The following is a 25,488-nucleotide window of genomic DNA, read 5'->3' on the forward strand; positions in this document are numbered from 1 at the left end:
TACAACGACATTACCGCCCGCACGCTACGGCAATTGGTTCCACCGGGTCTTTTCGATATGATGCCCACAGATTCCAGAAAGTTTGCCCAGATGTACCGCGCCGTTACCCATCAGATCGAAGTGACCGTCGAACCGAACTTCATGCCGGAACGTTCGTCGGTCGAAAGATCTCAGTATTTTTGGTCTTACACCATCGTCATCGTCAACGCCGGTGCGGAGACGGTGCAATTGCGGACGCGGCACTGGGTTATCACCGACGCTTCGGGCCGGAAGCAGGAGGTCCGTGGTGAGGGCGTGGTCGGCGAACAGCCCGTGCTCGCGCCGGGCGAGCGCTTCGAATACACCAGCGGCGTGCCGCTTCCGACCGCGTCGGGATTCATGGCCGGCCGTTACCAGATGGTCAGCGAAAGCGGCGAGCGCTTCGAGGTCGATGTGCCGACGTTTTCACTCGACAGTCCCGACAGCAAGCGGGTGCTGAATTAATGACGGAGATAAGCCCTACTCCACGCCGGCTTCGTCAGGCGTGAAGTCATAGATCGAGCTGCAGAATTCGCAGGTCACGACCACCTTGCCGTCCTTCACCATGTCGGCGCGGTCCTGAGGCGCAAAGCTCTTGAGCATCGCCGAGACAGCATCCCGCGAGCACGAGCATTGCGCACGCAACGGCAGCGGCGAAAACACCCGCACTCCGCGCTCATGAAACAGCCGATATAACAGACGTTCGCCCGACAGATCCGGATCGATCAGTTCGACATCTTCCACGGTCGAAATCAGCGACTGGCCTTCGACCCAGGCGTCGTCTTCCGCAACCGTGTGGGTGACGACGCCCTCCGGCGCATCGCCCGGATGCAAATCAGGCTGCCGCGCCCGTTCGGGTGCTTTCGGCAGAAATTGCAGCAACATTCCGCCAGCGCGCCAGTGATGTTTTGGGCCTTCGCCGCCGCGCCATTCCTCACCGACCGCAAGCCGCACCCGCGTCGGAATTTGCTCGGAGCGCAGGAAATATTCATGCGCGGCATCTTCCAGATTGCCGCCATCGAGCGCCACCAGCCCCTGATAGCGGCTCATGTCCGGCCCCTGATCGATGGTCATCGCAAGATGGCCTTTTCCCAGCAGGGCTGCGGAATTCTGACCAGCCGTTAGCCGCTTGGCGTCGTAACGCGCATAGGCGCGCAAGCGGTCCGGCGCCTGGAAGTCGACGATCAAAAACGACACCGGACCATCGGTCTGGGTTTGCAGGATGAAGCGGCCGTCGAATTTTAGTGCCGAGCCGAGCAGCGTCGTCAGCACGATCGCCTCGCCGAGCAATTTGCCGACCGGTGGCGGATAATCGTGCTTGGTGAGGATCTCGTCGAGCGCGGGGCCGAGACGGGTCAGGCGGCCGCGCAGATCGAGCGCACTAACCTCGAAGGGCAGCACCGCGTCGTCGACCGGCACCGCCGACGGCGCACGGATCGGGGTTTCAGTTTCAACGGAGATTTTGATGTCGGGGGATTGTGAGGTCATGGCGCTTTATCTGGGGTCGGCGGGCGCAGAACGAAAGGGTCGAAAAACGGCGAAATATTCCACGAATCGTGCCCGCGAACGCGGGGAGGTATGCTCCCGGCGTCATGTGCTGCGGAAGATATCCACCACGACGCAGAAACGAGAGACCTCGCGGCATGATCCCGGTATTCGCCGGGACAACGCCGTCATCGTGCTCAATCCAAACGCTGCCTCACGCCACCGCGTCGAAGCACCATGCCAGAATGCCCTTTTGGGCATGCAGGCGATTTTCCGCCTCATCGAACACGACCGATTGCGGACCATCGATCACCTCGTCGGTGACTTCTTCGCCGCGATGGGCGGGCAGGCAATGCATGAACAACGCGTCGGGCTTCGCCAGCGACATCAGCTGGGCGTTGACCTGATACGGCCGCAGCAGATTGTGGCGGTGCTCGCCGTCCTTGTCGCCCATCGAGACCCAGGTGTCGGTCACCACGCAATCGGCGTCACGCACGGCTTGTTCCGGATCATTGCCGAGCACGACCGGCGCGTGGGTTGCCTTGATCCAGTCCTTCATCGCCTTGTTCGGTGCGAGTTGCGGCGGGGTCGCAATGTTGAGCGTGAATTTGAACCGCTCTGCCGCATGCGCCCATGACGCCAGCACGTTGTTATCGTCACCGCTCCACGCGATGGTGCGCCCCTCGATCGGGCCACGATGCTCTTCGAATGTCATCAGATCCGCCATCACCTGGCAGGGGTGCGAGCGCCGTGTCAGCCCGTTGATGACAGGCACGGTGGCGTGCGCGGCGAGCTCCAGCAGCGCGTCGTGGCTGAGAATGCGGATCATGATCGCATCGACGTAACGCGACAGCACCCGCGCCGTGTCAGCGATGGTTTCGCCGCGGCCAAGCTGCATTTCTGCGCCGGTCAGCATGATCGCCTCACCGCCGAGTTGGCGCATGCCGACATCGAACGACACCCGGGTGCGGGTCGAGGGCTTCTCGAAGATCATGGCGAGCGTCTTGCCTTCGAGCGGCTTGGCGGGCTTGTCATGTGCCTTCAGCTTCGCCTTCATGGCGACGCTTGCCGCGAGCATGTTGCGCAGTTCTTTGGTCGGAAGCTCGTTCAGATCGAGAAAATGACGCAGAGCTTTGCTCATTATCCCGCCGCCTGTTTCAACTGATTGCCGGAAAGTGCGGCGCAGGCGCGATCGAGCCGCTGCACGGCCTCCTCGATCTCCGCTTCGGTCACGATCAACGGCGGCAGGAAGCGCACCACATTATCACCGGCGCCGACCGTGAGCAGTTTCTGATCGCGCAACGCGTTGACGAGATCACCCGACGGCACCACGGCCTTCAGACCGATCAGCAATCCCTCGCCGCGCACCTCCGTGAGCACCTTGGGATAACGATCGACCACTGAAGCCAGTTTCTGTTTGAGCAGCAGCGACATCTTCTGCGCGTGCTCGAAAAAGCCAGGCTTGAGCATGACGTCGAGCACCGCGTTCGCGGCGGCGACGGCAAGCGGATTGCCGCCGAACGTCGAACCGTGCGAACCCGGCGTCATGCCGGATGCAGCTTCCGCCGTCGCGAGACAAGCCCCGATTGGAAAGCCGCCGCCAAGCGCTTTCGCCAGCGGCATCACATCGGGCGTAACGCCGAGGCGTTTATAGGCGAACAGCTCGCCGGTGCGGCCCATACCGGTCTGCACTTCGTCGAAGATCAACAGCAGGCCGTTGTCGTCGCAGAGCTGGCGCAACGCCTTGAAGAATGCATGCGGTGCGGCACGCACGCCGCCTTCGCCTTGCAGCGCCTCGATCAGGATGCCCGCGGTCTGCGGACCGATCGCTTTCTTGACGGCGTCAAGATCGCCAAGCGCGACCTGGTCGAAGCCATCCAGCGGCGGCCCAAAACCTTCGAGATATTTCGGTGAGCCGGTCGCCGCCAGCGTCCCCAGCGTTCTGCCGTGAAACGCGCCTTCGAACGTGATGATGCGATAGCGTTCGGGGCGACCTTTGGCGGCGTGATATCTGCGCGTGATCTTGATCGCGCATTCCATCGCCTCGGCGCCGGAGTTGGCGAAGAACACGAAGTCGGCAAAGCTTTGTTCGCACAGTCTTGCGGCGAGCCGTTCGCCATCCGGGCTCTTGAACAAATTGGACATGTGCCACAGCTTGGTGGCCTGTTCCTGCAGGGCTGCGACCAGATACGGATGCGCGTGGCCGAGTGCGTTTACCGCAACGCCGGAGGTGAAATCGAGATAGCGCTCACCGTTGGTTGCGATCAGCCATGCGCCTTCGCCGCGCTCAAAACCGAGATCGACTCTGGCAAATACGGGAAGCAAATGCGACGTGGCGCTCTTGGTCATGGCGATCACTGAAAGTTAGAGCCGACTGCAATGCGCGAATTGCGCGATGCAGCAACAATAGGCCGGAAAACAAAACGTGCCGCCTTTTAGGGGCGGCACGTGGCGGGCATTCTATGCGCACGGCGATAAGTGTCAACCGGCCACAGGGCGTCCAAACTGCCACTGTCAAGATTCCGAATCTCCGTAAGATCCCGGTGCGGTGGAAAAATCGAATTGCAATGATTAAATCACGGAACATGTGGACGCACAGACGCGGACTCTTGCGCCCGAGTCACGCCATATTGTAGCGTCTGGGCTGTCGGGTACGACATCTCGTGCGGCGGATCTGATCCTCTAAGTCCTATGTGTTCGGCGTACACGTTCGGGCGCGCTTTCTGCGCCCGGCGAGGGCTAAGGGATTCTGACCGCAGGGATTTTTAGAGATTTAGATCGCAGCGCCGTCCCAGGTAATGGCCGGTGCGACGCGAAGGGATGAATGCGATGACGGTATTGACCTGGTCGGACGATCGCGTCGAGCAACTCAAGAAGCTCTGGGAGGCCGGACTTTCGGCCAGCCAGATCGCGGCGGAACTCGGAAATGTGACGCGAAACGCCGTGATCGGTAAGGTGCATCGGCTTGGCCTTTCCGGCCGCGCCAAGAGCCCCTCTTCGGCAGCGCCACGCCAGCGCAAGGCGCGGCCGGCCCAGCACATGATGCGGGTTTCGCGGCCGGTCTCACGCGGCAACACTGCACTGGCCCATGCCTTCGAAGTCGAGATGGAGCCGGATCCGATCGCCTATGACAACGTGGTGCCGATGAGCCAGCGCCTGTCGCTGCTGGAGCTCAACGAGGCCACCTGCCATTGGCCTGTCGGCGACCCTTCCAGTCCGGAGTTTTTCTTTTGCGGCGGCAAGGCGCTGTCCGGCCTGCCCTATTGCGCGCATCACTCGCGGGTGGCCTATCAGCCCGCCGGCGACCGCCGCCGGCAGCCGTCGAAGCCGGCGCGGTAAGATCGACTTACGACGATTTATCTGCGAAGATTTGTTGCCGTCCCGGCAAAATGCCGGGACCTATAACCACCGGCGTTCGTGGTTATGCAAGCTGGCCACTTCGGCTCATTAAAATTTTACATCAGGGGTTATGAGTCCTGGCGATGGCCGGGACGAGAGCTATTTAATGCGGCTCGTTACTCGACCTTCGCAAAGCGGTCGTCGAGCGCGTAGCCGGCACCACGCACGGTGCGAATAGGATCCTGTTCACGGCCCGGATTGAGCAGCTTGCGCAGCCGTCCGATGTGCACATCCACCGTACGCTCATCGATATAGATATCGCGGCCCCATACGCTGTCGAGCAATTGCTCGCGGCTGAACACCCGTCCCGGATGCTCGAGGAAAAATTCCAATAGCCGGTACTCGGTCGGACCGAGATCGATCGGACGCCCCGAACGCGCGACGCGGCGCTTCTCGCGATCGAGCTCGATATCGCCATAGGTGAGTACGGTGGCGAGGCGTTCGGGACTGGCGCGGCGCAAAAGACCCTTTACCCGCGCCAGCAATTCCGGCACCGAGAACGGCTTGACGATGTAATCGTCGGCACCGGTCGCAAGCCCCCTGACCCGCTCGCTTTCTTCGCCGCGCGCGGTCAGCATGATGATCGGAAGCTGCCTGGTCTCAGGCCGCGCCCGCAACCTTCGGCACAGCTCGATCCCGGACAACCCCGGCAGCATCCAGTCGAGCACGATCAGATCCGGAACACGTTCCTTCAGCCGTGTGTCGGCGTCATCGCCGCGCCCGACCGTTTCAACGTCATAGCCTTCGGCGTCCAGGTTGTAGCGCAGCAGCGTGGTAAGCGCTTCTTCGTCTTCAACCACCAGAATGCGCGCGCTCATATGCAGCCTTCCCTCAGTTTCCGGGTACGGTTGTGGCAAACGTCGTCATGTCGCCCTTCGGGCGCTTGTCGAGTATCTGCTGACCTTCGATCATGTAGAACACGGTTTCCGCAATATTGGTGGCATGGTCGCCGATCCGCTCGATGTTCTTGGCGCAGAACATCAGATGGATACAGAAGCTGATGTTGCGCGGATCTTCCATCATATAGGTCAGGAGTTCGCGGAACAGCGACGTGCAGATCGCGTCGACTTCCTCGTCGCCCTTCCACACCGTCATCGCCGCCGGCAAATCGTGCGCCGCATAGGCATCGAGCACGGATTTAACCTGCGACTGCACCAGGTCGGTCATATGCTCGAGGCCGCGGATCAGCTTCAGCGGCTGAAAATCGCTCTCCAGCGCCGCGACCCGCTTGCCCATGTTCTTGGCAAGATCGCCGATCCGCTCGAGATCGGTCGCGACCCGCATGGCGCCGACGATCTCGCGCAGATCCACCGCCATCGGCTGACGCCGCGCAATGGTCAGAACCGCGCGTTCCTCGATCGTGCGCTGCAGATTATCGATCTCAATATCCGAAACCACGACATGCTTGCCCAGCGCGACGTCACGACGGATCAGCGCATCGACGGATTCGGTAATCATGCGCTCGGCAAGGCCACCCATCTCGGCGACCAGCCTGGTTAGTTCCTGAAGATCGCTGTCGAACGCCTTGGCGGTGTGCTCAGAAGCCATGTTCTATCTCCTCAGCCGAACCGGCCGGTGATGTAATCCTGGGTGCGTCGATCGCTCGGCGAGGTGAAAATCTTGTTGGTGTCGTCGAACTCGATCAGCTCGCCGAGATACATGAAGGCGGTCTTGTCCGAGACGCGGGCGGCCTGCTGCATGTTATGGGTCACGATGGCGATCGTATAGTGCTCGGCCAGTTCCTGAATCAACTCCTCGACCTTGGCGGTCGAAATCGGATCGAGCGCCGAACATGGCTCGTCGAACAGGATCACTTCGGGCCGCACCGCGACGGTACGGGCGATGCAGAGCCGCTGCTGCTGGCCGCCGGACAGGCTGAGACCAGAGGCGTTCAGCTTGTCCTTGACCTCGTTCCAGAGCGCGCCGCCGCGCAACGCCTTCTCCACGCGGTCGTCCATTTCGGATTTGGAAATCTTCTCATAAAGACGGATACCGAAGGCGATGTTTTCATAGATCGTCATCGGAAACGGCGTCGGCTTTTGAAATACCATGCCGACGCGCGCGCGTAGCAGATTGAGATCGAGCTTGGGATCGAGAATGTTGGTCTGGTCGAGCATCAACTGGCCGACGGCGCGCTGCCCCGGATAGAGATCGTACATCCGGTTGAAAATCCGCAGCAATGTCGATTTGCCGCAACCGGACGGACCGATAAAAGCGGTGACGCGATTGGTGCCGAGCGTCAGATTGATGTTCTTCAGCGCATGATGCTCGCCGTAATAGAAGTTCAGGTTGCGCACGCTGACTTTGGCCGGGGCATCCGGCAACGGCGCCGCAGGAACGGGTCCGCTCGAACTACCCACGGATACAGAGACTTCGTTCATTTTGCAGCCCTCTCGGCGCCAAGATAACGCGCGCCAATATTCAACGCGAGTACGGTTAGAGTAATAAGCAAGGCCCCGCTCCAGGCGAGTTCCTTCCAATAAGCGTAGGGGCTTTGCACGAAGTTGTTGATGGTCACCGGCAGGTTGGCCATCGTCTTGGTCAGATCGAGGCTGAAGAACTGGTTGCTCAGCGCGGTGAACAATAGCGGCGCGGTCTCGCCGGCAACACGCGCGGTTGCGAGCAGGACGCCTGTGATCAGGCCGGAGCGTGCAGCCCGGTAAGCGATCCGCTTGATAACGAGCGAACGCGGCAGCCCCAGCGCCGATGCCGCCTCGCGCAACGGGTTGGGCACCAACAGCAGCATATCTTCGGTGGTGCGGAGCACGACAGGGATGACGATCACGGCCAGCGCCAGTGCACCGGCCAGGGCCGAGAACCCGCCCATCGGCACCACGACGGCGCCATAGATGAACAGGCCAATGATGATGGAGGGTGCGCTGAGGAGAATGTCGTTGATGAAGCGGATCACCGAGGTCAGGTGATCATGCTTGCCGTATTCGGCGAGATAGGTGCCAGCGAACAGGCCAAGCGGCGCGCCAATGCCGACGCCGATCACGGTCATGATGACCGAACCGATGATCGCGTTCAGCAAGCCGCCTTCGGTCGAACCCGGCGGGGGCGTATTCTCCGTAAAAAGCTGGAGACTTAAGCCCGCAACTCCGTTGTAAAACAGGGTGATCAGAATCAGCGCAAGCCAAGTCACGCCGAACAAGGCGGCTCCGACGCAGAGCCCGCGGATGATGATGTCCTTGCGACGGCGTGATGCGTAAATCGGGTTCATGAGTTCAATTCCCCGCCTTCTTTTCCAGCCGCAACAACATCAGCCGCGCCGCGGCCAGCACGAAGAACGTCAGCACGAACAGCAACAGGCCGAGCAAAATGAGCGCCGATTGATGCAAGCCGTCGCTTTCGGCAAACTCGCTGGCGATCGCCGCCGAAATCGTCGTGCCCGGCCCGAAGATCGAGGACGAGATGCGGAATGAATTGCCGATGATGAAAGTGACCGCCATGGTTTCGCCGAGCGCACGGCCGAGCGCCAGCATGATGCCGCCGATGACGCCGACGCGGGTATAGGGAATGACCACATTGCGGACCACTTCCCATGTGGTGCAGCCGACGCCGTAGGCTGCTTCCTTCAACACCGGCGGCACCGTCTTGAACACGTCGACCGAGATTGCGGTGATGAACGGCAGCACCATGATGGCGAGGATCAGCGCCGCATTGAACAGGCTGAGATAGGAGGGTGGACCACCGAAGATCGAGCCGAGCACCGGAATGCCGTCAAACAACCCGATCATGAAGGGTTGAAACGTGTAGGCCAGGAACGGGCCGAGGACGAAGAACCCCCACATGCCGTAGATAATCGAAGGAATGCCCGCGAGCAGCTCGATCGCTATTCCGATCGGGCGGCGCAGCCATTGCGGGCAGAGCTCGGTCAGGAAGATGGCGATGCCAAGCCCGACCGGAATGGCGATCAGCATCGCGATGAAGGACGTCACCAGCGTGCCGTAGATCGGACCGAGGGCACCCAGCACCGGCGGATCCGCCGATGGCGCCCAGCGCTGCGTCCACAGGAACGCGAAGCCGTACTCCCTCATCGCGGGCCAGGCGCCCACGATCAGCGAAAGAATGATGCCGCCGAGAATAAGCAGCACCGAAATCGCACAGATACGGGTGATCCAGTAAAAAGTAACGTCGCCGAGTTTGAAGGCGTTCAGCGCCTTGGCACGATCGTAAGGTCCGGCGGCTTCCATTACATCGCTCTGAACGGCCATGTCTGCCACGCCAATCCCCTATACTGCATAACCAAACTACCTGGAAATCCGGCGCTTCAGTCTTGAGCCGGATCTAGCGCGTTCAAACTTCAATCAGGCCGATAAGATGCCCGACAAATCCGACCTTGATGATCCGAGAAGCCCAACCCGGGATAACCCGGATTGGGTAGAGAGCGCGTTCTCTGTTGGCACGAAACCCGACCTCAGCTCTTTGCGTCAGCTCTTGATTTCAGCCGACCAGGTCTTTTCGATCAGCTTGACCACCGATTCCGGCATCGGGATGTAGTCGAGCTCCTCAGCCATCTTGTCGCCCTTGGCGAAAGCGAACTTGAAGAACTTGATCGCTTCCTGCGAGGCCGCCTTGTCGGTCGCATCCTTGTGCATCAGGATGAACGTCGAGGCCACGATCGGCCACGACTTGTCGCCGGGCTGGTCGGTCAGGATCAGGTAATAGCCGGGAGCATTTGCCCAATCGGCATTGGAAGCCGCCGCCTGGAAGGCTTCGGTGGTCGGCTGCACGGTCTTGCCGGCCTTGTTGACCAACCCGGTGTAGGTCAGCTTGTTCTGCTTGGCGTAGGCGTATTCGACGTAACCGATCGCATTCTTGGTCTGACCGATATTGCCGGAAACGCCCTCATTGCCCTTGGCGCCAACGCCAACCGGCCACTCGACCGCGGTGCCTGAACCCACCTTCGACTTCCAATCCGCGTTAACCTTGGAGAGATAGTCGGTGAAGTTGAAGGTCGTACCCGAACCGTCCGCGCGGTGAACGACGGCGATCGCGGCCGACGGCAGAGTGAGCTTCGGATTGAGCTTCTTGATCGCGGCGTCATCCCATTTGGTGATCGTGCCGAGGTAGATCTTGCCGAGGGTATCGCCATCCAGCACCATGTCGCCAGCCTTCACGCCGTCGATGTTCACCACCGGGACGATCGCGCCCATGATCATCGGCCACTGCGCGAAGCCATCCTTCTCGAGCTGATCGGCCTTCAGCGGCGCATCGGTCGCTCCGAACGTCACGGTCTTGGCCTGGATCTGCTTGATGCCGGCGCCGGACCCGATCGACTGGTAGTTCACGCTGCTGCCGGCGTCCTTCTTATAGGCATCCGCCCATTTCGACAGGACCGGGAAGATAAAGGTCGAGCCGGCACCGGTGATGTCAGCGGCGAATGCCGACGTCGATGCGGCAACCAAGCCGGCAGCGACGATAGCTTTCAGGAATTTCATTGCTGGTCTCCATCTGGTGAGCGAAGCGCCGGACGCGCCCGATCGCGCTCACGCCGCTCGTTTAGGAGCGGTCAATGCCGCTTTTACGAAGGTTTGATGACAGGTGGATGACACAGGCAAGCAATTGAAATTGCTTGGTTTTAGACCCCAGAAGGGGGCTTCGCCTGGGGAAAACAGGCGGTGAAAGTAGCGCCGTTTTTCAGCACGCTTTCGATCAAAAGCCGGCCGCGGTGCCGGTTAACAATATGTTTCACAAGCGATAATCCGAGCCCGGTTCCACCCTGCGCGCGGCTGTCGCCGACATCCACCCGGTAGAACCGTTCGGTCAGCCGCGGCAGATGTTCCGGCGCGATGCCGGGACCGAAATCGCGCACCATGACGCGGACTTCGGGCACGCCCTCACCCGATATCGCTGACGTCAGCGATACAATGACCTTGCCGCCGGACGCGCCGTATTTCAGCGCGTTCTCGATCAGGTTTTCAAACAGCCGCAGCAGCTCCTCGCGGTCGCCCGCGATTGCCACCGGCGTCTCCGGCAAATCGATGTCGATCGCGACCTGGCGCTCCCGCGCCAGCGGCTCCAGCCCATCGGCGACCTGCCGGATGATCGGAACGATATCCACCAGCGTGTCGGGGCGAACATGGGCCGAAAGCTCGACCCGCGACAGCGACAGCAGGTCGTCGATCAGCCGCGCCATGCGCGTGGCCTGCGTGTGCATGATGCCGAGAAAGCGCTCGCGTGCCTTGGCGTCGTCCTTGGCCGGCCCCTGAAGGGTATCGATGAAGCCCGACAGCGCAGCCAGCGGCGTGCGCAGCTCATGACTGGCATTGGCCACGAAGTCGGCGCGCATTTCCTCGACCCGGCGCAGCGGCGTCTGGTCGTGGAACGTCATCAGCATGCATTTGTCGGTGCCGCCGAACAGGGTGGGCACTGGCACCGGCGTGACGATCAACTCCATCCAGCGATCGACCGGCACATGATCGAGATAGGTCGCGCGCCGGGTCTCGGACGTGGCGATGGCTTCGCGCAATGCAGTGATGATTTCAGGTGATCGCAAGGCGAACTGGGCGAGTTCGTTCTTGCGCAACGCCGGCGCAAGCTGCGCCGCCGCCGCGTTGAGGTGGATGACGCGGCCGGCACGGTCCAGCAGCACTGCGGGATCGGGCATGCCGGCAACGACGGCGCTGACAGCCGCGGTTTCGACCGGATTGACCCCGCGCACATCTTCACGCGACGTCGCCGCGTTGTGCAATCGCCACGGCACCAGGGCTGCCGCGGCGATGCAGGCAAAAACCGCGGTGGCGCGAACCGGCGACAGTTCGCCGAGTGCAACCAGCACGGCCAAGGCGAGAGCCGCGGTGAGCAGGATAATGGCAGCGTGCCGCAGCCGGTCAGGCCACGGAGAATAGAAAGAGGAAGATGTCGGAGCTTCTAGGGCCATCGAGCCGGCTCTCCCGTTCGGGTGCGCATCTTCAGGCGTTCGTGTCCCTGCGCTCCCGCACGTAAGCGGCTTCGCGGCGCGGTTCGACCTCAAGCCCTCGCGTCACCTGGCGCAGGCGCTTATTTCGCGCCCCCAGGATAACTTCCCGAAACGTCAGCAAGATTACAGATATGATAAATGGCGCAATATAATAGAGCAGGCGGAACAGCAGCATCCCTGCCAGCAGGTCTTCGCGGTCCATCTGCCACAGGCCGACCAGCATCGCGGCGTCGAACACGCCGAGCCCGCCGGGAGAATGACTGGCAAAGCCCAGCAGCGTCGCCGAGACGAAAATGACCGCGACGACGACGAAACCCAAATTGGGTTCGTCGGGAACCAGCACATACATCGCCAGCGCACAAAAGCCGAGATCGACAATTCCGATCACGATCTGCAGCAGCGTCAGCGACCCGCCCGGCAGTATCACCGACCAGGGCCCGCGTCCGACCGTCCTCGGCCGCATTGAAACCCAGGCCACATACGCCAGCAGGCCCAGGATAATGGCGAACGCGGCCAGCCGATTGAGCCAGGGCGGCAATTGATCGATCGCCGACGCGGCCTCCGGATGATAGGCGATACCGAGCCCCAACACCGCAGCATTACCCAGCCAGAAGGTCAGGCCGGCCAGAAAACAGATCTTGGCGACGTCGATCGCGTTCAATCCCCAGCCGGAATAGATGCGGTAGCGCACCGCGCCACCGGTAAAGACACTGGCGCCGACATTGTGCCCGATCGAATAGCTGGTGAAGGCGGCGAGCGCATTGACGCGGTAAGGGATATCGGCGCGGCCGATCGCGCGAACCGCAAACAGGTCATAGAAGGTCAGCGTGAAATAGCCCGCGGCCACGAACAAGCTGGCCAGGAAGATCGAGCGGGGTTCCGTCTCCTTGATCGCCTCGACGACCTCTTCGACGTCCATGCCCCGCAGCATGTGGTAAAGTACGTAGCATGCAATCCCGATAACGGTGATGCTGACCGCAACACCCAATTTATGCAGGATTTGCTTCTGGCGCAGAAACGACATCGCCCTGCGTATTGCTTCCAGCATCTAGACCTCGAATTGCGATCCTGCGTCGTGGCCGCCGGGCGAATTTTTTCCGCTGCCGACGCCGCGCTTGCCCCCCGGCCCGATGTCGTAGCGCGTTTTGAGCCGGAGTGGAATTCGCTTGGGGTGAATAAAACGCGATCCTTCAATATATTAGGCTGGAATTAGTGACACAGGATGCACAGTTTTGCTGCATTCTCCCCGCCCCCGTAAAAGGCGCTGCCATGCCGCGCCTGCGAGATGCACAGATTTTTCCCCTAACAGGCCTGGTTTGACGGACATCGTCTAAAAAACCGCCGTTCCGGCGTTTCGCCGACGGGGCCGGCCGAACTCAAGCGGCCGCCGTATGGCGCGACAGCACCCAGTCGCGCAACCACGACCCGACCGCACAACCAGCCAGATACAACGCGAACATGATGAGGCCGAGGTCGAGCCAATAGCCCGGGCGGCCCGGAACCACGCGCGAGAGCGCGGCGACGACAAGCACCGCCACCAGGGCGGCGAGCCAGCGCGACGTCACCTTCGATACGCCCTGACCGCGGTGGACCACGGCAATCCAGCCGACCACAAAGCCCAGCAACAGCGAGCCCAGCAACCAGCCCCAGTGAAACATCGCCAGATATGCCATGGCCTCACCTCACCACGAACTCGATGCGGCGGTTCTGCGCCTTGCCTTCGTCGGTATCATTCGAGGCGATCGGCTGCGTACTGCCATAGCCTGTCGCCGTAAAGCGGTCAGCGGGCAACCCTGCTTTGATCAGATAGTCCGCAACCGCCTGCGCGCGCTTCTCGGATAGCGCCTGGTTGAAAGCATCGTCGCCGTCGGTGTCGGTGTGTCCTGCGATCTCGATGCTGGCGTTCGGGCAGCGCAACGCAGTTTCGATCAAGCGGTCAAGCAGCCCCGCGGAATCCGGATCGATGATGGCTCGGCCCGATTCGAAACCAATTTTTCCTTTGCCAAGCAAATCCGAAAACAGCTGCTGGCACACGGTGGCATCCACCGGCGCCGCCGCCGGCTTGACGGAAATATCGGCCTTGTACTGCCAGCCTTGCGGAAAATCCTTGCCGAGCCCGGCACGGATCTGAACCGCGGCCGCATCGTAGAATGCGTCGCCCGAGAGCTTCACTTCGCGGTCCGACACCACCAGCGTGCCGGTCGATAATCGCGACAGCGCGCCCAGCGCCGGCGCCACCGCGGCTGAAAATCCGCTGGGCGCGCCGATGCTGGCCTTGAGATTGTCGACGACCTTCTCGCTGAAGAACTTCCGCGACGCCGCCGCAACCAGCGCCGCATGGACGGTGTTACCAGGCACATAGCCGGTCAGCGTCAGCGTGACGGCGACGGGGTCCTTGTAAGCCTGAAAGATGTAGGGCGGCGCCTTGATCTCGTTCGCCGCGACGGAAAAACCCTCGGGAAGGTTTTTCAGTCCCGCGGCGATCGCTTCGCGGCCGCCGAGGTCGCGAGCCATGCCGGAAAGGCTGATCTGGGTATCTGAAATGGTGACCTTGCCGTCTTTCAGTTTTCCGATCTGATCGATCAGCAACGCTGCCGCGCCGTCGAAATGCGGCGGGGCGCCCCGCGACAGGTTCATCTGATCGACAACCTCGACGCCACCAAGAGCAGCGCGGGCCATATCGAGCAATTTGGTCTTTGTGGCCGGCAAGGGTGCACTTCCACCCAGCGTAACCCTGACCACATCGCGCTCAGCCGACCAGACGAAGGGCTTGGCTTCAGGAACGAGGCGCGTTTCGTCGTTAACCAGCCGTACGCCTGGCACAGCCTCCACCGCAGCCACAGCGCCGCGACGGCCCTCTTCCGAGAATGCATCCGCCGCAAACGTGACATCGCGGCCGTCGACCTCGATTTGCCGCTTGTCCAGCACCGTATCCTTCAGTGCAGCGGTGCTTTGCGCGGCCAAATCCGCTTCAAGTGGCGCCGTACTCGACCAGGCCGCGATCGCCCAAAGGATGGCCAAAGGAATCACACCCGGCCACCATTTGCTGCTCCACCTGAAAAGTCCGTGCATTCGATGTCCTGCGCTCTCGGAACGGAGAGAAAACAAACCCTTGCGAGGCTGTCAAACTGGAAATAACAGGGAATGGTAGGATCAATGCATGGCGGTCCGGCTAACCGTTTCTTCAGCGCTCTCCCGCTAGTTTTCGCACTCGCATCCCAAGGCCAATCACTCCTGATGAAGCAGCTTCGCAAGAGCGTCATTCGCGCCGGACTGGAAGCGCTTTACTTCAGCGGTGCCCATTATGTGCTGCGGCCGATCTTCGCGGGTGTCGGCGCCATTTTCATGCTGCACCATGTGCGGCCACCCGGCGACGCCGAGTTCCAGCCGAACCGGCATCTTGAGATCACGCCAAAATTCCTGCGCGCCATGCTGTCGCACCTCCGCGCGCAAGGCATCGACATCGTCACGATGGATGAGGTTCACCGGCGGCTGATCGAACGCAGCTTTTCGCGACGATTCGCCTGCTTCACGCTGGACGATGGCTATCGCGACAACCGGGACTTCGCGTTGCCGGTGCTGCGTGAATTCGCCGCACCCTTCACCGTCTATGTCGCCAGCGATTTCGCCGAAGGCACCGGCCGGCTGTGGTGGATCGCGCTGGAGATGGTGATCGCGAAAGCGTCAATGCTCGAGGTCGAGATCGGCGGCGCTGCCGTGCGGTTCGACACGGAGACGCCGGCCGCCAAGCAGATCGCGTTCGACCGGTTGCACGACTGGCTGCGCGGGCTACCCGGCGAGCTCGACATCGAGCGTGAGGTCAGCGCGCTGTGCGCCCGTCACGGCGTCGATCAAGCCGCGATCTGTCGCGATCTCTGCATGTCCTGGGACGAGTTGAAACCGTTCGCCAACGATCCGCTGATCGCCATCGGCGCTCACTCGATCACCCATTGCAATCTCGCCCGGCAGACCGCCGACCATGCCAGCCACGAGATGACCGTGAGCCGCGAACGGATCGAAGGCGCGGTGCAGCGCCCCGTTCTCCATCTCGCTTATCCCTATGGCGACAAGATCGCGGCCGGCCCCCGCGAATTCGCGATGGCGCGCGCCGCCGGCTTCAAGACCGCGGTGACGACGCGCCCCGGCATGATCTTCCCCGAGAACGCCGAACACATGACGGCGCTGCCGCGGGTTTCGCTCAACGGCAATTATCAGGACGCCCGCATTTTGCCGGTGCTGACCTCCGGCGCCGCCACCGCGATGTGGAACGGCTTCCGGCGCGTCGACGCAGCGTAGTTGCGTTCGACGCTTCTTCTCTTCCCTTCTCCCCTTGTGGGAGAGGGGAAAAGTCCCTTCCTTGACTCATGTCCCTCCCGCGCCCAAAACCGCCGATAAAATCAACTGGAGGGCAACATGTTCAAGGATCTGTTTTCGCTAAAGGGCCGCGTCGCATTGGTGACCGGCGGATCGCGCGGCATCGGCAAGATGATCGCAGCCGGCTTCCTCAGCCAAGGCGCGGCGAAGGTCTATATCACGGCGCGCAAGGCCGGACCGTGCGAAGCCACTGCCAAAGAGCTCACGGCCGAGTATGGCGGCGAGTGTATCGCGCTGCCGATCGATATCTCCACCATGGCCGGCATCGACATGCTGGCAGCGGAAATCAAGAAGCGCGAACCGAAGCTCGACATTCTCGTGAACAATGCCGGTGCGGCGTGGGGCGCCGATTTCGACGAATTTCCGGAAAGCGGCTGGGACAAGGTGATGAACCTCAACGTCAAGACGCCGTTCTTCCTGACCAAGGCACTGGCAGCGCCTTTGCGCGCGGCCGCCACCGCCGAGAAGCCCGCCAAGGTCATCAACATCGCCTCGATCGACGGCATCTTCGTCAATCCGTTGGAGACCTATTCTTACGCCGCGAGCAAATCGGGACTGATCCACCTGACCCGCCGAATGGCGGTGAAACTGATTCCCGACCACATCGTGGTATCGGCGATCGCGCCGGGACCGTTCAAATCCGACATGAACAAGGCCGCGCGTGACAACGCCGACGAAGTGGCGACGCGGGTGCCAGCGGGACGCATCGGCACCGATGAGGATATGGCGGGTGCCGCGATCTATCTCGCCTCGCGCGCCGGCGATTACGTGGTCGGTACCACCATCGCGGTCGATGGCGGCATCGTCTACGCCAATGCCGGACTGGAGATCGCCGGATAAGGTCAGGGACAGCCGCCGCGATCGACGGTGCCCCTCGCCCCGCTCTTGCGGGGTCGAGACAAGCTAGCTCGCTCTTAGAGCGTTGGAGTGAGGGGCATCTCTCGGCCGATGCAATCGCCGTGATACCTTTACCCCCTCACCCGCCGCGCGTGAGCGCGGCGCCCCCTCCCCGCAAACGGGGAGAGCTGAACAAGATCACGTCTCGATCTTCACGTACTCGAAATCACCGGGCTTGTTGTCGATCCCGACTTTGGGCGGCGAGATCCATGAGGCGAATTCGCCGATCGCGGTCACTGGCGTCATCAGCGAAGCGATGAAATCGCCATCTTCGGCCGACGGCAGCCATTCGCTCTTGCGCCTGTTCCAGGTCGCATCATCGATCAGCACGCCGTCCGGCGTGGCATGGACATCCCTGAATTCGCCGATCTGACGATGGAAGGCGACGTTGGGCAATGTCAGCTTCACGTCGTAACCAGCGAGCGAGATGATCTTGTTCCAGCGCAACATGCCCTTGACGCAATCCTGCGTGTAGTCGTCGCGCAGCCGCATGTTGAGCGCGGTGAGCGCCGGCTCGTCGACACGCTTGATCTCGCCGTCGATCAGCTTCAGCACCGGATAGGTGCTGTTCTGCAAGCGATGATCATCCTCGATCTGGGTTTCGCGATAGCGGCCCTTGATGCCGGCATTGAAGGCGTTCGCTGCATTGGTCGAGACTTCGGAGCCAAACAGGTCCAGCGACAACGAGTAATGCAGATTGAGCTTCTTCTGGATGGTCGGAAGGTCGATCACACCTAGTGCGCGTACCTTGGCGACGTCGGTCGGGTCGCTGATCCCGGCGTCTTTCATCGCCTCGCAGGTCCGCTGCACGACACGGCTGATGCCGGTTTCGCCGACGAACATGTGATGCGCCTCTTCGGTCAGCATGAAGCGGCAGGTGCGCGACAGCGGATCGAAGCCGGACTGCGCCAGCGAGTGCAGCTGCATCTTGCCGTCGCGGTCGGTAAAATAGGTGAACATGAAGAACGACAGCCAGTCCGGCGTCGCTTCATTGAAGGCGCCGAGCATGCGTGGGCTATCCGCATCGCCCGACCGGCGACGCAACAACTCGTCGGCTTCCTCGCGGCCGTCACGGCCGAAATATTTCTGCAGCAGATAAACCATCGCCCAGAGATGGCGGCCTTCCTCGACATTGACCTGGAACAGATTGCGCAGGTCGTAGAGCGAAGGCGCGGTCTTGCCGAGATGGCGCTGCTGTTCGACGGATGCAGGCTCGGTATCACCCTGGATCACGATCAGGCGGCGCAGCGTGGCGCGATGCTCGCCCGGCACTTCCTGCCAAACCGGCTTGCCGTGGTTTTCGCCGAACGGGATGACGCGGTTCTCTTCCTGTGGCGCGAGCAGGATGCCCCAGCGATAATCCGGCATCTTCACGTAATCGAACTTGGCCCAGCCGCGCGGATCGACCGAATAGGCGGTGCGCAGATAGACCAGCGATTGCTGGAAGCCATCCGGCCCCATGTCGTTCCACCAGTCGATGTAACCGGGGTGCCAGCCCTCCAGCGCTTTGAGCACCTGCCGATCTTCGCTGAGATTCACGTTGTTCGGAATCTTGGTCGAGTAATCGACGTTCATGATGTTCATGGCGTGCTCCTTGGGCTTGTTATGGCGCGCATCGCAACTTGCTTAATCGTCATCCTGAGGTGGGAGCGCATCTCGCGCGAGCCTCGAAGGATGCCGCTCCGCCTCCGCAGCCATCCTTCGAGGCTCGCTTGCGCTCGCACCTCAGGATGACGGCGGTATTCTTCTCACACTCTCGTCATATCGAACTGCGCCTTCTGTCCGGTGCCGTAGCGCCGCAGCGCGCCGTCTTCGCCGACCGCATTGGGGCGCTGGAAGATCCAGTTCTGCCACGCCGTCAGGCGCGAGAAGATTTTCGATTCCATGGTTTCGGGTCCGACGAAGCGCAGATTCGCTTCCATGCCGGTGAGGCCGTCAGGCGAAAAGCTGGTGCGCTCCTCGAGGAATACCCTGACCTCGTCATCCCAATCGATGTCGTCGAGCGCAAAGGTCACGAGGCCGAGTTCTTCGGCCGCCTCCGCATCGATCGCTTCGCCGATTTTCTGTTGTGCGCGATCCAGATCGGACGGGTCGGCCTGGAAACGCGATTGCAGCCGGGTCAGGCCGTGGCTCATCGGATAGGGCCCGAAATTCATTGCGGTCAATTCGATCGTCGGCGGCGCGCGATTGTCGCCCTGCTTCTGGCCAATCAGCATGTAGGAACGGTCGGCGGCGAACACGAGTTCGGCCAGCGTGCCGACAAAGCACGAGCCCGGCTCGACCAGCGTCACCAGCGTGCGCGAGGTGACGTCGATGCGCTTCAGCACGCGCTTCCAGTACTGCCTGATTTCGTTGACCAGCCAATGCGCTTTGTTGGCCTCGAGAAATGCGTCGCAGGCAACGACATTGGCGCGGTCGCCGTGCGACTTGAACAGCAGCATCGCGGTCTCAAGTTCATTGATGCGCAGATGCAGGATCGCATCATCCAGCTCGCGCGCGACCTGGAGCGGCCAGAACGACGCGCCTTGCGCAATCATGCCGTCGATATCGGCAGGCGGCGCCACGTCCGGCGCCTTGATCGAGATGGTCGCGATGCGCTCGGCTCGCGCGATATCAACACTGACATGGCCGTAGCGAATACTGTTGTCGTCGATGCTGCGGGATAGTGGCGTCAGCGCGATGCCTTTGCCGTTGCCGGCGCGCGTGGAGGCGGCGGCGAATTCCCTGGCGCGCTCGGCAACTCTGGCTTCGAGCTTGCTGTTGGGCACGATCTCGTCGACCAGCCGCCATTGCACCGCGCGCTTGCCCTTGATGCCTTCCTCGATGGTACAGAAATAATCGGCGTGGTCGCGGCGCACCTTGCGCTTGTCGACCACGCGCGTCAGTCCGCCGGTGCCCGGCAGCACCGCCAGCAACGGCACTTCCGGCAACGCGACGGCCGCAGCGCCGTCGTCGGCGAGAATGATATGATCGGTCGCCAGCGCCAGCTCGTAGCCACCGCCGGCCGCAGTGCCATTGATCACGGTAATAAAGCGCTGTCCGGAATTTTCGCTGGAGTCTTCGAGACCGTTGCGGGTCTCGTTGGTGAATTTGCAGAAGTTCACTTTGTGGGCGTGGGTCGCGCCCGCCAGCATCCGGATATTGGCGCCGGCGCAGAACACGCGGTTCTTGGCTGAACGCACCACCACCACCTTCACGCCGGGATGCTCGAAGCGCAGCCGCTGCACCACGTCGGCCAGCTCGATATCGACACCGAGATCGTAGGAATTCAGCTTGAGCTGATAGCCTTCGAACAGGCCGCCATTCTCGTCGACATCCATGGTCAGCGTCGCGACATCGCCCGCGACATCGAGCTTCCAGTGCCGGTAGCGCGACGGATCGGTCTGGAAATCGATGTATTTCGCGCTGCCCGCGAGGACGCGATCTTCACCGGCCATGGGCCACCCTTGAGCTATGACGATTGATCTTGATATGCACAATAATGCATGTTTTTGCGCCCGTCCAGCCAGAAACGCCAAAATATGCATTTTGTTGCACATTATAACCTTGACAAAGCAAGATGCAATGCCGCATACGGATGCCACTCCCGAACAAGCTGATTTGCCTGCGGGGGTTGGCGCGCCCGATATTACTGTTCACCTGTCGGCTGATTCCCCTCCGGGGAAGAACTTCCTTTTGCGCTCCGCTCCGCGTGGAGACGGCGCGCTTCCTTTTTTGCAGCCCTCGCCCGGTCAAGTTCCAACTGTGACGGTGTGGGTGTCGGGGGTCCGCCTAGAGCTGCCTGAGCCTTTGCTACATGAAGGGCTTTCTCTGTTTCGTCTATCCACTGGGGCACATGTTCGAGTGGAGGATTATGCAAAGGCGGTTGCGTCGGTATTGGAGGCCTTGGAAAGGGGTTCTCGGATACTCGTCCTGCCTGCCGATTGATTTCGCCGTTGATGAAGTTAAGCATCTCCATTGTGGCATTGAAGTAATCAAGCTGCTTTTGAAGTAGCTCGATATCAACGTGTTTCCAGTCGTGAGAAAAGTTCGTGTTTTTCGCTGAGTTTTGCAGGTCAGCAAAATACACGCCGCTATCGGGTTCGGCTTCATCGCCCCAATTGCAATGGGCATATTGGTTGCGTATGGAAACGCAGTGCCAAATCATCGGTGTGACAATCTTCTGCTCTTCTTGCAGGCCCAGAACTTCCGCCGCTGGCACCATTAACCGCAAGGCGGCTTCGATTCGTGGCGATGTCGCTCTCAGCCCATAAAGCATCGCCAGAACGTGGTTTATGAGTTTGTGGGCGATTGCTGTATTGTAGCAGGCGGTAACTTCAATCTCTCCGAAGGACGCCAGGATGTGGCCGATCAAGGCCCCCTCTGCTTGGTGTCTGCGAAATGCAGGGTTGATATACATAGCCATGCCGAAGACCGACCCGGTGAAAGAGATTGAACTGCACCCCGACGCATGGGAGCGCTTTGAGCGCGCCGCTGGTGTAGTAGCGAAAGCTCCCCCGCAGCATCGGGTGGCGAAAGAGAAGTCTCTAAAGGCCAATCCGAAAGTGAAGAAAGCGGTGAAGAAGTCTCGCAAAACAACCAATAAAGCGGGTTGAACTCCTATCGCTAGACAATTTCAGCGATATGATCGTTAAATGGTGGGGACCAGTGTCAAACAAATATTGGAGGCGGTTGGCGTCAGCGAATCCTCGCTGGATGGGGTCCGACTTGCACAGGGTGTTGTGGGAAAATCGAGTTACGTAGCGGGTGTAGCCCTGCTGGCCCTATTAGTTGTCGCCTATTCACTGAGAGATTCTGGCTACCTACTCGCAGTCGCTTGTTTCATTGTGGTATTGTTTTTTGGCTATTTCGCCGGCGTGCTTTGGTTCGCCAACAAACATCCGGATATGGCCCTTTTGGAGGGGGCCGAATTAGTAAAATGGCGGCAGATAGAAATGGCCGCCAAGGGTCAGCCCGCGCTCCCGAACGCAACCCAGCAAGTCATTGGGGGCGAGTCTTGAGATGGCTAAAAGTTTTTATGCAGTAATGATCCGGTGGGACATTCTCCCGACAGAAGCTAAGGTCAGCGAGATTGACGCAACCTTGGGAGTGTTGGGGGACTGGTTGCGGTTTGGGGGGCACAACTGGCTCATTTGGTCTGAAAGTACCCCGTCGCAGATTTATGCAGCCCTTGCTGGGAAGCTTTCGCAAAAAGATAGCGAGTTGATCGTAAATTTTGACCCAAACTCCTATTCCGGTTGGGCCCCAAAATGGGTTGACGACTGGATTACTCAGCGTCGCGACGGAGCGTTGAAAGTCATCAGTCCTCCGTCGCCGTCTTTCGCATCACTTTTCGAGCCAAAGCCCTAGAGAGCTTAGTTGTCCGTCAAAAGGACAACCTAAGCGGCCTTGGCGGCCGATGCCATTTCGATTGTTTCTAGATCGCGCTTGATCTTGGGCTTTGTCACTTCCACGGCATATCGAGCCTGAAGATTGAGCCAAAACTCAGGAGTGGTGCCAAGCGCCTTGGCGAGACGGAGTGCCGTATCGGCAGAAATGCTAGTCTGCTCGCTCGCGATCCGCTCGATACGTGTGCGAGGAATGTGGCAACGTTCTGCGAGGGCATATGCTGTGAGGCCCATAGGCACCATGAATTCCTCGCGAAGAACTTCGCCGGGATGAAGGGGTGCTAACTTGGCCATCTCTAACTCCTATTTTACTTATGGTAATCGGTGAACTCTACTTCGTGCGCGTCGCCGTCGTCCCATCTAAAGCAGATACGATATTGGTCATTGACCCAAATGGCATGTTGACCTTCTCGATCATCCTCAAGTGGGTGAAGTTTGTTGTTTGGTGGGGCCTTCAGGTCCTTTAGTTCATGAGCCGCATCGATCATTCTTAGCTTACGTCTGGTGACGCTTTGCAACTGAGCTGGAAACCCCTTCGGGCATTCTCCATCAAAGATTGCCTTGGTGAGGTCATTCGCAAAGCTCTTGATTGGCATCGCCAGTGTCCTACAACGTATCATCAAGTGATACGTTCCGCAAGAAGAACGTATCATAAACTGATACCAAGGTTAGCTAACTATTTGTTAAGGTGTGTAATTTTGGAGAATTGGACTTGGGGACTTTTTGAAGTTGCGAGATCTATATCACGCAACCTAGCGTGCCCGCCAGTATTTGACGAATCAAGGCTTTGGTTTCGGTTGATTGGCCTTCCAGCGCAAAAAGCGCTTAGCCTTCAGCTTGAACGTCTTTGCGGTTAGGCCGTCGATAGGTCAGCCTCTTGCCAACGATGCCTTTTGCAAGCTGGTTGGCGCGATCGGTATCGTCCACGCCAAGGGCAATGCGGTTGTTATGGCGGAAGTCAAATTCCGCCAGATAACGATGCAAATGCTTTTCGGCGCAATGCTGGTAGGTACCGCGCATGCCGCGCTTGAACACTGAGAAGTAGCTTTCAATCGTGTTGGTTGTGATGAGCGTTTCGCCTTCACGGCGCGCGTATTCATCCTCTTGATGGTTGACTGTATCGTGGCGCGAAAACTCAGCGCCAAGCTTCTTATAAATCTTCGCTTGGTCGCTCATGAGGTGGGCTTCTTTGGAAACGTTGGCGCGAACGATCGGCGCTACATCGTCCACGGTTGCGGTCGCAACATGGAAGCTGCGGACCTGTCCGGTCTCACGATCAAGCAACGAAAGGACCGTGTTTTTATGGCCCGCGCCAGCTCGCTTCTTTTTAACGCCTTGCAAGCGGCCAATGTAGGTTTCGTCAACCTCAACCGCGCCGCCATCCTCGCCCATCGGCGGGACTAGGCCGCCAACGCGCATGGCCTCACGCAGGCGGTGCATTAGAAACCACGTCGATTTGTAGCTGATGCCCAGCATACGATGGACCTGATGGGCGCTAATTCCCTTCTTGGAGGCGGTCATCAGGAACAGGGCGGCAAGCCACTTGGTCAGAGGGATTTTGGAGCGCTCGAATACGGTGCCAACGGTCACGGTGAACTGCTCACGGCAGGCCGGTTCGTTGCACTGGTAGACGCCCGGACGGTGAGCCTTGCCCTCAAGCTTGGTGATCTTGTCCTGATCGGCATTGCCGCAATGCGGGCAAACCCGGCCATTTGCCCAAACACGGGCTTCTAGCCAGTCGCGGGCCTTGGTTTCATCGAGGAATATAGGGTTTTTGAGAAGATCGGCCATCTGGGTTGCTCCAATGTCAGCAATCTACCCATGGTCGTCTGCTTTGTCAAGGTTATAATGTGCATTTTGTTTCATGCGCGCCGGCTCCGCGTTCGGCATTTCCCTGACGAAATCTGACCTCATGACGCGGGAAATAGCCGGCTAAGCGGCGGCGCACCGTCTGCCTAGGCCACGCGTGAACCTTCGCTGCACAAAGCCGCATTCGCGAATTCCGAAATCGCCGCGAGCGTCGCACCCGGCGCTTCACGATACGGAGAGTGTCCCGCGCCCGTGATCATCGTCACGTCAACCGGGCAATAGCATTCCTGCTGGGCGATCTCGATCTGGCGCATCGTGCCGTACTGATCGCCGGAGCCCTGCACGATCGCAACCGGCACGCGGATATAGGCGAGATATTCCGAGATATCCCAGTTGCGGAACTCCGGATCGAGCCAGGCGTCGCTCCAGCCATAAAACGTGTTGTCGACGTCGCCATGCCAGCGCGCAAGCTTCGCCCTGAGGCCGTTGGTCTCATAGGCTTTTCGGGTCTCGGCAATCGACGCCAATCCGATCTCCTCCGTGACAAAATGCGGGGCGATCATTGCAACCCCCTGCATGCGATGGTCCTGATGACCGCCGGCATAGATCGCCGCGATCGAAGCGCCGTCGGAATGCCCAAGCAGCATTCCGCGGCGAAGGCCGATCTGGTCGAGCAGCTTGGGCAAGACCTCCAGCGCTTCAATGTGCATGTAATCAAGCGGACGCGGCAATCTTACAGGCGTGGAGGCGCCGTAGCCCGCGCGCGAATAGACGAGGACGCCCGCGCCAGTGGCCTCCTGAAGCTTGTCCGGAAAATCGCCCCACAGCGCGGCCGATCCGAGGCCTTCATGCAGCATCACAATGGTCGGCGCTTCATCCGGCTGAGGCCCGATCATGCGGTATTCAAGATCGGACGCGCCGATCGAGAAGAAGCCAGTGGGTGAGAGGACGGTCATTGTAACCGCTCCCATCGCAACACAACGCGCCGCGCTCTCTCCCCCCTTGCTCGATCCTTCCCTCCCCCCTTGCGGGGGAGGGTTAGGGAGGGGGGTAAGCCGCAAACGCTGGAGCTCGTGATACCCCCCTCTCCACCTCTCCCCCGCAAGGGGGGAGAGAGCAGAGCGCACTGTGCGGCAACACTTTGGGCTTCAATCGACAAGTACATCATCATTCGCCACTCGACATTCGGGGGCT

Annotated in this window: 27 protein-coding genes; 7 read left to right on the top strand and 20 right to left on the bottom strand. The window is 60.4% G+C overall.

Translation table 11 applies throughout. The features are described from left to right. Positions 1 to 90: 90 nt before the first annotated feature. Positions 91 to 483, top strand: coding sequence for a Co2+/Mg2+ efflux protein ApaG (apaG, locus tag BLV09_RS22675; RefSeq protein ID WP_146691249.1), 393 nt, complete (start codon positions 91 to 93; stop codon positions 481 to 483). A 15-nt stretch (positions 484 to 498) separates the two neighbouring features. On the opposite strand, the gene BLV09_RS22680 is transcribed toward apaG, so the two are convergent. The 3 genes from BLV09_RS22680 to BLV09_RS22690 form a co-directional block, all read right to left on the bottom strand. Continuing rightward, on the bottom strand, positions 499 to 1,506 hold the full coding sequence (locus BLV09_RS22680) for an Hsp33 family molecular chaperone (RefSeq protein WP_100384551.1): 1,008 nt from the start codon (positions 1,504 to 1,506) through the stop codon (positions 499 to 501). Between the two features lie 211 nt (positions 1,507 to 1,717). Further along, positions 1,718 to 2,644 (bottom strand): ornithine carbamoyltransferase, encoded by a 927-nt coding sequence (argF, locus tag BLV09_RS22685; RefSeq protein ID WP_100384552.1) that lies wholly within the window; start codon positions 2,642 to 2,644, stop codon positions 1,718 to 1,720. Next, on the bottom strand, positions 2,644 to 3,852 hold the full coding sequence (locus BLV09_RS22690; protein ID WP_146688972.1) for an aspartate aminotransferase family protein: 1,209 nt from the start codon (positions 3,850 to 3,852) through the stop codon (positions 2,644 to 2,646). The genes argF and BLV09_RS22690 overlap by 1 nt, the downstream gene beginning before the upstream one ends. A gap of 480 nt (positions 3,853 to 4,332) precedes the next feature. On the opposite strand from BLV09_RS22690, the gene BLV09_RS22695 reads away from it, so the two are divergent. Further along, on the top strand, positions 4,333 to 4,842 hold the full coding sequence (locus BLV09_RS22695; protein WP_146688973.1) for a GcrA family cell cycle regulator: 510 nt from the start codon (positions 4,333 to 4,335) through the stop codon (positions 4,840 to 4,842). A 176-nt stretch (positions 4,843 to 5,018) separates the two neighbouring features. On the opposite strand, the gene phoB is transcribed toward BLV09_RS22695, so the two are convergent. The 10 genes from phoB to BLV09_RS22745 form a co-directional block, all read right to left on the bottom strand. Beyond that, positions 5,019 to 5,720, bottom strand: coding sequence for a phosphate regulon transcriptional regulator PhoB (gene phoB, locus BLV09_RS22700; protein WP_100384553.1), 702 nt, complete (start codon positions 5,718 to 5,720; stop codon positions 5,019 to 5,021). Positions 5,721 to 5,733: 13 nt separating this feature from the next. Then, positions 5,734 to 6,450 carry a phosphate signaling complex protein PhoU gene (gene phoU, locus BLV09_RS22705; protein ID WP_100384554.1) on the bottom strand — a complete coding sequence of 239 codons (717 nt, stop codon included), beginning with the start codon at positions 6,448 to 6,450 and terminating at the stop codon, positions 5,734 to 5,736. A gap of 11 nt (positions 6,451 to 6,461) precedes the next feature. Then, positions 6,462 to 7,283: a phosphate ABC transporter ATP-binding protein PstB gene (gene pstB / locus BLV09_RS22710; RefSeq protein WP_100384555.1), complete on the bottom strand. Its 822-nt coding sequence runs from the start codon at positions 7,281 to 7,283 to the stop codon at positions 6,462 to 6,464. Further along, positions 7,280 to 8,125, bottom strand: a complete 846-nt coding sequence (gene pstA, locus BLV09_RS22715; RefSeq protein ID WP_100384556.1) for a phosphate ABC transporter permease PstA — start codon at positions 8,123 to 8,125, stop codon at positions 7,280 to 7,282. The genes pstB and pstA overlap by 4 nt, the downstream gene beginning before the upstream one ends. A 4-nt stretch (positions 8,126 to 8,129) precedes the next feature. Further along, positions 8,130 to 9,119, bottom strand: a complete 990-nt coding sequence (gene pstC, locus BLV09_RS22720) for a phosphate ABC transporter permease subunit PstC (RefSeq protein WP_167558855.1) — start codon at positions 9,117 to 9,119, stop codon at positions 8,130 to 8,132. 216 nt (positions 9,120 to 9,335) lie between these two features. Beyond that, a complete protein-coding gene (pstS, locus tag BLV09_RS22725; protein ID WP_146688974.1) occupies positions 9,336 to 10,346 on the bottom strand; it encodes a phosphate ABC transporter substrate-binding protein PstS in 1,011 nt (336 codons plus the stop codon). 140 nt (positions 10,347 to 10,486) lie between these two features. Then, positions 10,487 to 11,788, bottom strand: a complete 1,302-nt coding sequence (locus BLV09_RS22730; protein WP_100384559.1) for an ATP-binding protein — start codon at positions 11,786 to 11,788, stop codon at positions 10,487 to 10,489. 31 nt (positions 11,789 to 11,819) lie between these two features. After that, positions 11,820 to 12,875 (bottom strand): lysylphosphatidylglycerol synthase domain-containing protein, encoded by a 1,056-nt coding sequence (locus tag BLV09_RS22735; protein WP_146688975.1) that lies wholly within the window; start codon positions 12,873 to 12,875, stop codon positions 11,820 to 11,822. Between the two features lie 328 nt (positions 12,876 to 13,203). Then, entirely contained in the window at positions 13,204 to 13,500 is a 297-nt protein-coding gene (locus BLV09_RS22740) for a hypothetical protein (protein ID WP_146688976.1), read from the bottom strand. A gap of 4 nt (positions 13,501 to 13,504) precedes the next feature. Next, positions 13,505 to 14,899, bottom strand: a complete 1,395-nt coding sequence (locus BLV09_RS22745) for an OmpA family protein (protein ID WP_146688977.1) — start codon at positions 14,897 to 14,899, stop codon at positions 13,505 to 13,507. A 165-nt stretch (positions 14,900 to 15,064) separates the two neighbouring features. Here BLV09_RS22745 and BLV09_RS22750 point away from each other — a divergent pair, with 165 nt between their 5' ends. Both BLV09_RS22750 and BLV09_RS22755 read left to right on the top strand, forming a co-directional pair. After that, entirely contained in the window at positions 15,065 to 16,123 is a 1,059-nt protein-coding gene (locus BLV09_RS22750; RefSeq protein WP_146688978.1) for a polysaccharide deacetylase family protein, read from the top strand. Between the two features lie 117 nt (positions 16,124 to 16,240). After that, positions 16,241 to 17,041, top strand: a complete 801-nt coding sequence (locus BLV09_RS22755; protein ID WP_146688979.1) for an SDR family oxidoreductase — start codon at positions 16,241 to 16,243, stop codon at positions 17,039 to 17,041. A 195-nt stretch (positions 17,042 to 17,236) separates the two neighbouring features. Here BLV09_RS22755 and boxB read toward each other — a convergent pair whose 3' ends face one another. From boxB to BLV09_RS22770, 3 genes are all read right to left on the bottom strand, one after another. Then, positions 17,237 to 18,673 (bottom strand): benzoyl-CoA 2,3-epoxidase subunit BoxB, encoded by a 1,437-nt coding sequence (gene boxB, locus BLV09_RS22760; protein WP_100387276.1) that lies wholly within the window; start codon positions 18,671 to 18,673, stop codon positions 17,237 to 17,239. Between the two features lie 173 nt (positions 18,674 to 18,846). Continuing rightward, positions 18,847 to 20,535: a 2,3-epoxybenzoyl-CoA dihydrolase gene (gene boxC, locus BLV09_RS22765; RefSeq protein WP_146688980.1), complete on the bottom strand. Its 1,689-nt coding sequence runs from the start codon at positions 20,533 to 20,535 to the stop codon at positions 18,847 to 18,849. A gap of 191 nt (positions 20,536 to 20,726) precedes the next feature. Next, positions 20,727 to 21,452: a hypothetical protein gene (locus tag BLV09_RS22770; protein WP_146688981.1), complete on the bottom strand. Its 726-nt coding sequence runs from the start codon at positions 21,450 to 21,452 to the stop codon at positions 20,727 to 20,729. A 49-nt stretch (positions 21,453 to 21,501) separates the two neighbouring features. On the opposite strand from BLV09_RS22770, the gene BLV09_RS22775 reads away from it, so the two are divergent. The 3 genes from BLV09_RS22775 to BLV09_RS22785 are packed head-to-tail and all read left to right on the top strand — an operon-like array spanning position 21,502 to position 22,447. Next, positions 21,502 to 21,693 (top strand): hypothetical protein, encoded by a 192-nt coding sequence (locus tag BLV09_RS22775; RefSeq protein ID WP_146688982.1) that lies wholly within the window; start codon positions 21,502 to 21,504, stop codon positions 21,691 to 21,693. Between the two features lie 39 nt (positions 21,694 to 21,732). Beyond that, on the top strand, positions 21,733 to 22,098 hold the full coding sequence (locus BLV09_RS22780) for a hypothetical protein (protein ID WP_146688983.1): 366 nt from the start codon (positions 21,733 to 21,735) through the stop codon (positions 22,096 to 22,098). Position 22,099: 1 nt separating this feature from the next. Next, positions 22,100 to 22,447 (top strand): hypothetical protein, encoded by a 348-nt coding sequence (locus BLV09_RS22785; RefSeq protein ID WP_146688984.1) that lies wholly within the window; start codon positions 22,100 to 22,102, stop codon positions 22,445 to 22,447. A 29-nt stretch (positions 22,448 to 22,476) separates the two neighbouring features. Here BLV09_RS22785 and BLV09_RS22790 read toward each other — a convergent pair whose 3' ends face one another. The 4 genes from BLV09_RS22790 to BLV09_RS22805 all read right to left on the bottom strand — a co-directional run bounded on the left by BLV09_RS22790 (position 22,477) and on the right by BLV09_RS22805 (position 25,250). After that, the gene (locus tag BLV09_RS22790; RefSeq protein ID WP_146688985.1) at positions 22,477 to 22,779 is read right to left on the bottom strand and encodes a HigA family addiction module antitoxin; all 303 of its coding nucleotides are present in this window, start codon (positions 22,777 to 22,779) and stop codon (positions 22,477 to 22,479) included. A gap of 14 nt (positions 22,780 to 22,793) precedes the next feature. Then, on the bottom strand, positions 22,794 to 23,081 hold the full coding sequence (locus tag BLV09_RS22795; protein ID WP_146688986.1) for a type II toxin-antitoxin system RelE/ParE family toxin: 288 nt from the start codon (positions 23,079 to 23,081) through the stop codon (positions 22,794 to 22,796). A gap of 229 nt (positions 23,082 to 23,310) precedes the next feature. After that, the gene (locus tag BLV09_RS22800) at positions 23,311 to 24,276 is read right to left on the bottom strand and encodes an IS1595 family transposase (RefSeq protein ID WP_146688987.1); all 966 of its coding nucleotides are present in this window, start codon (positions 24,274 to 24,276) and stop codon (positions 23,311 to 23,313) included. Between the two features lie 164 nt (positions 24,277 to 24,440). Further along, positions 24,441 to 25,250, bottom strand: a complete 810-nt coding sequence (locus BLV09_RS22805) for an alpha/beta fold hydrolase (RefSeq protein WP_146688988.1) — start codon at positions 25,248 to 25,250, stop codon at positions 24,441 to 24,443. Positions 25,251 to 25,488 lie beyond the last annotated feature (238 nt).

Source organism: Bradyrhizobium canariense, from assembly GCF_900105125.1.
GTDB lineage: Bacteria > Pseudomonadota > Alphaproteobacteria > Rhizobiales > Xanthobacteraceae > Bradyrhizobium > Bradyrhizobium canariense_A.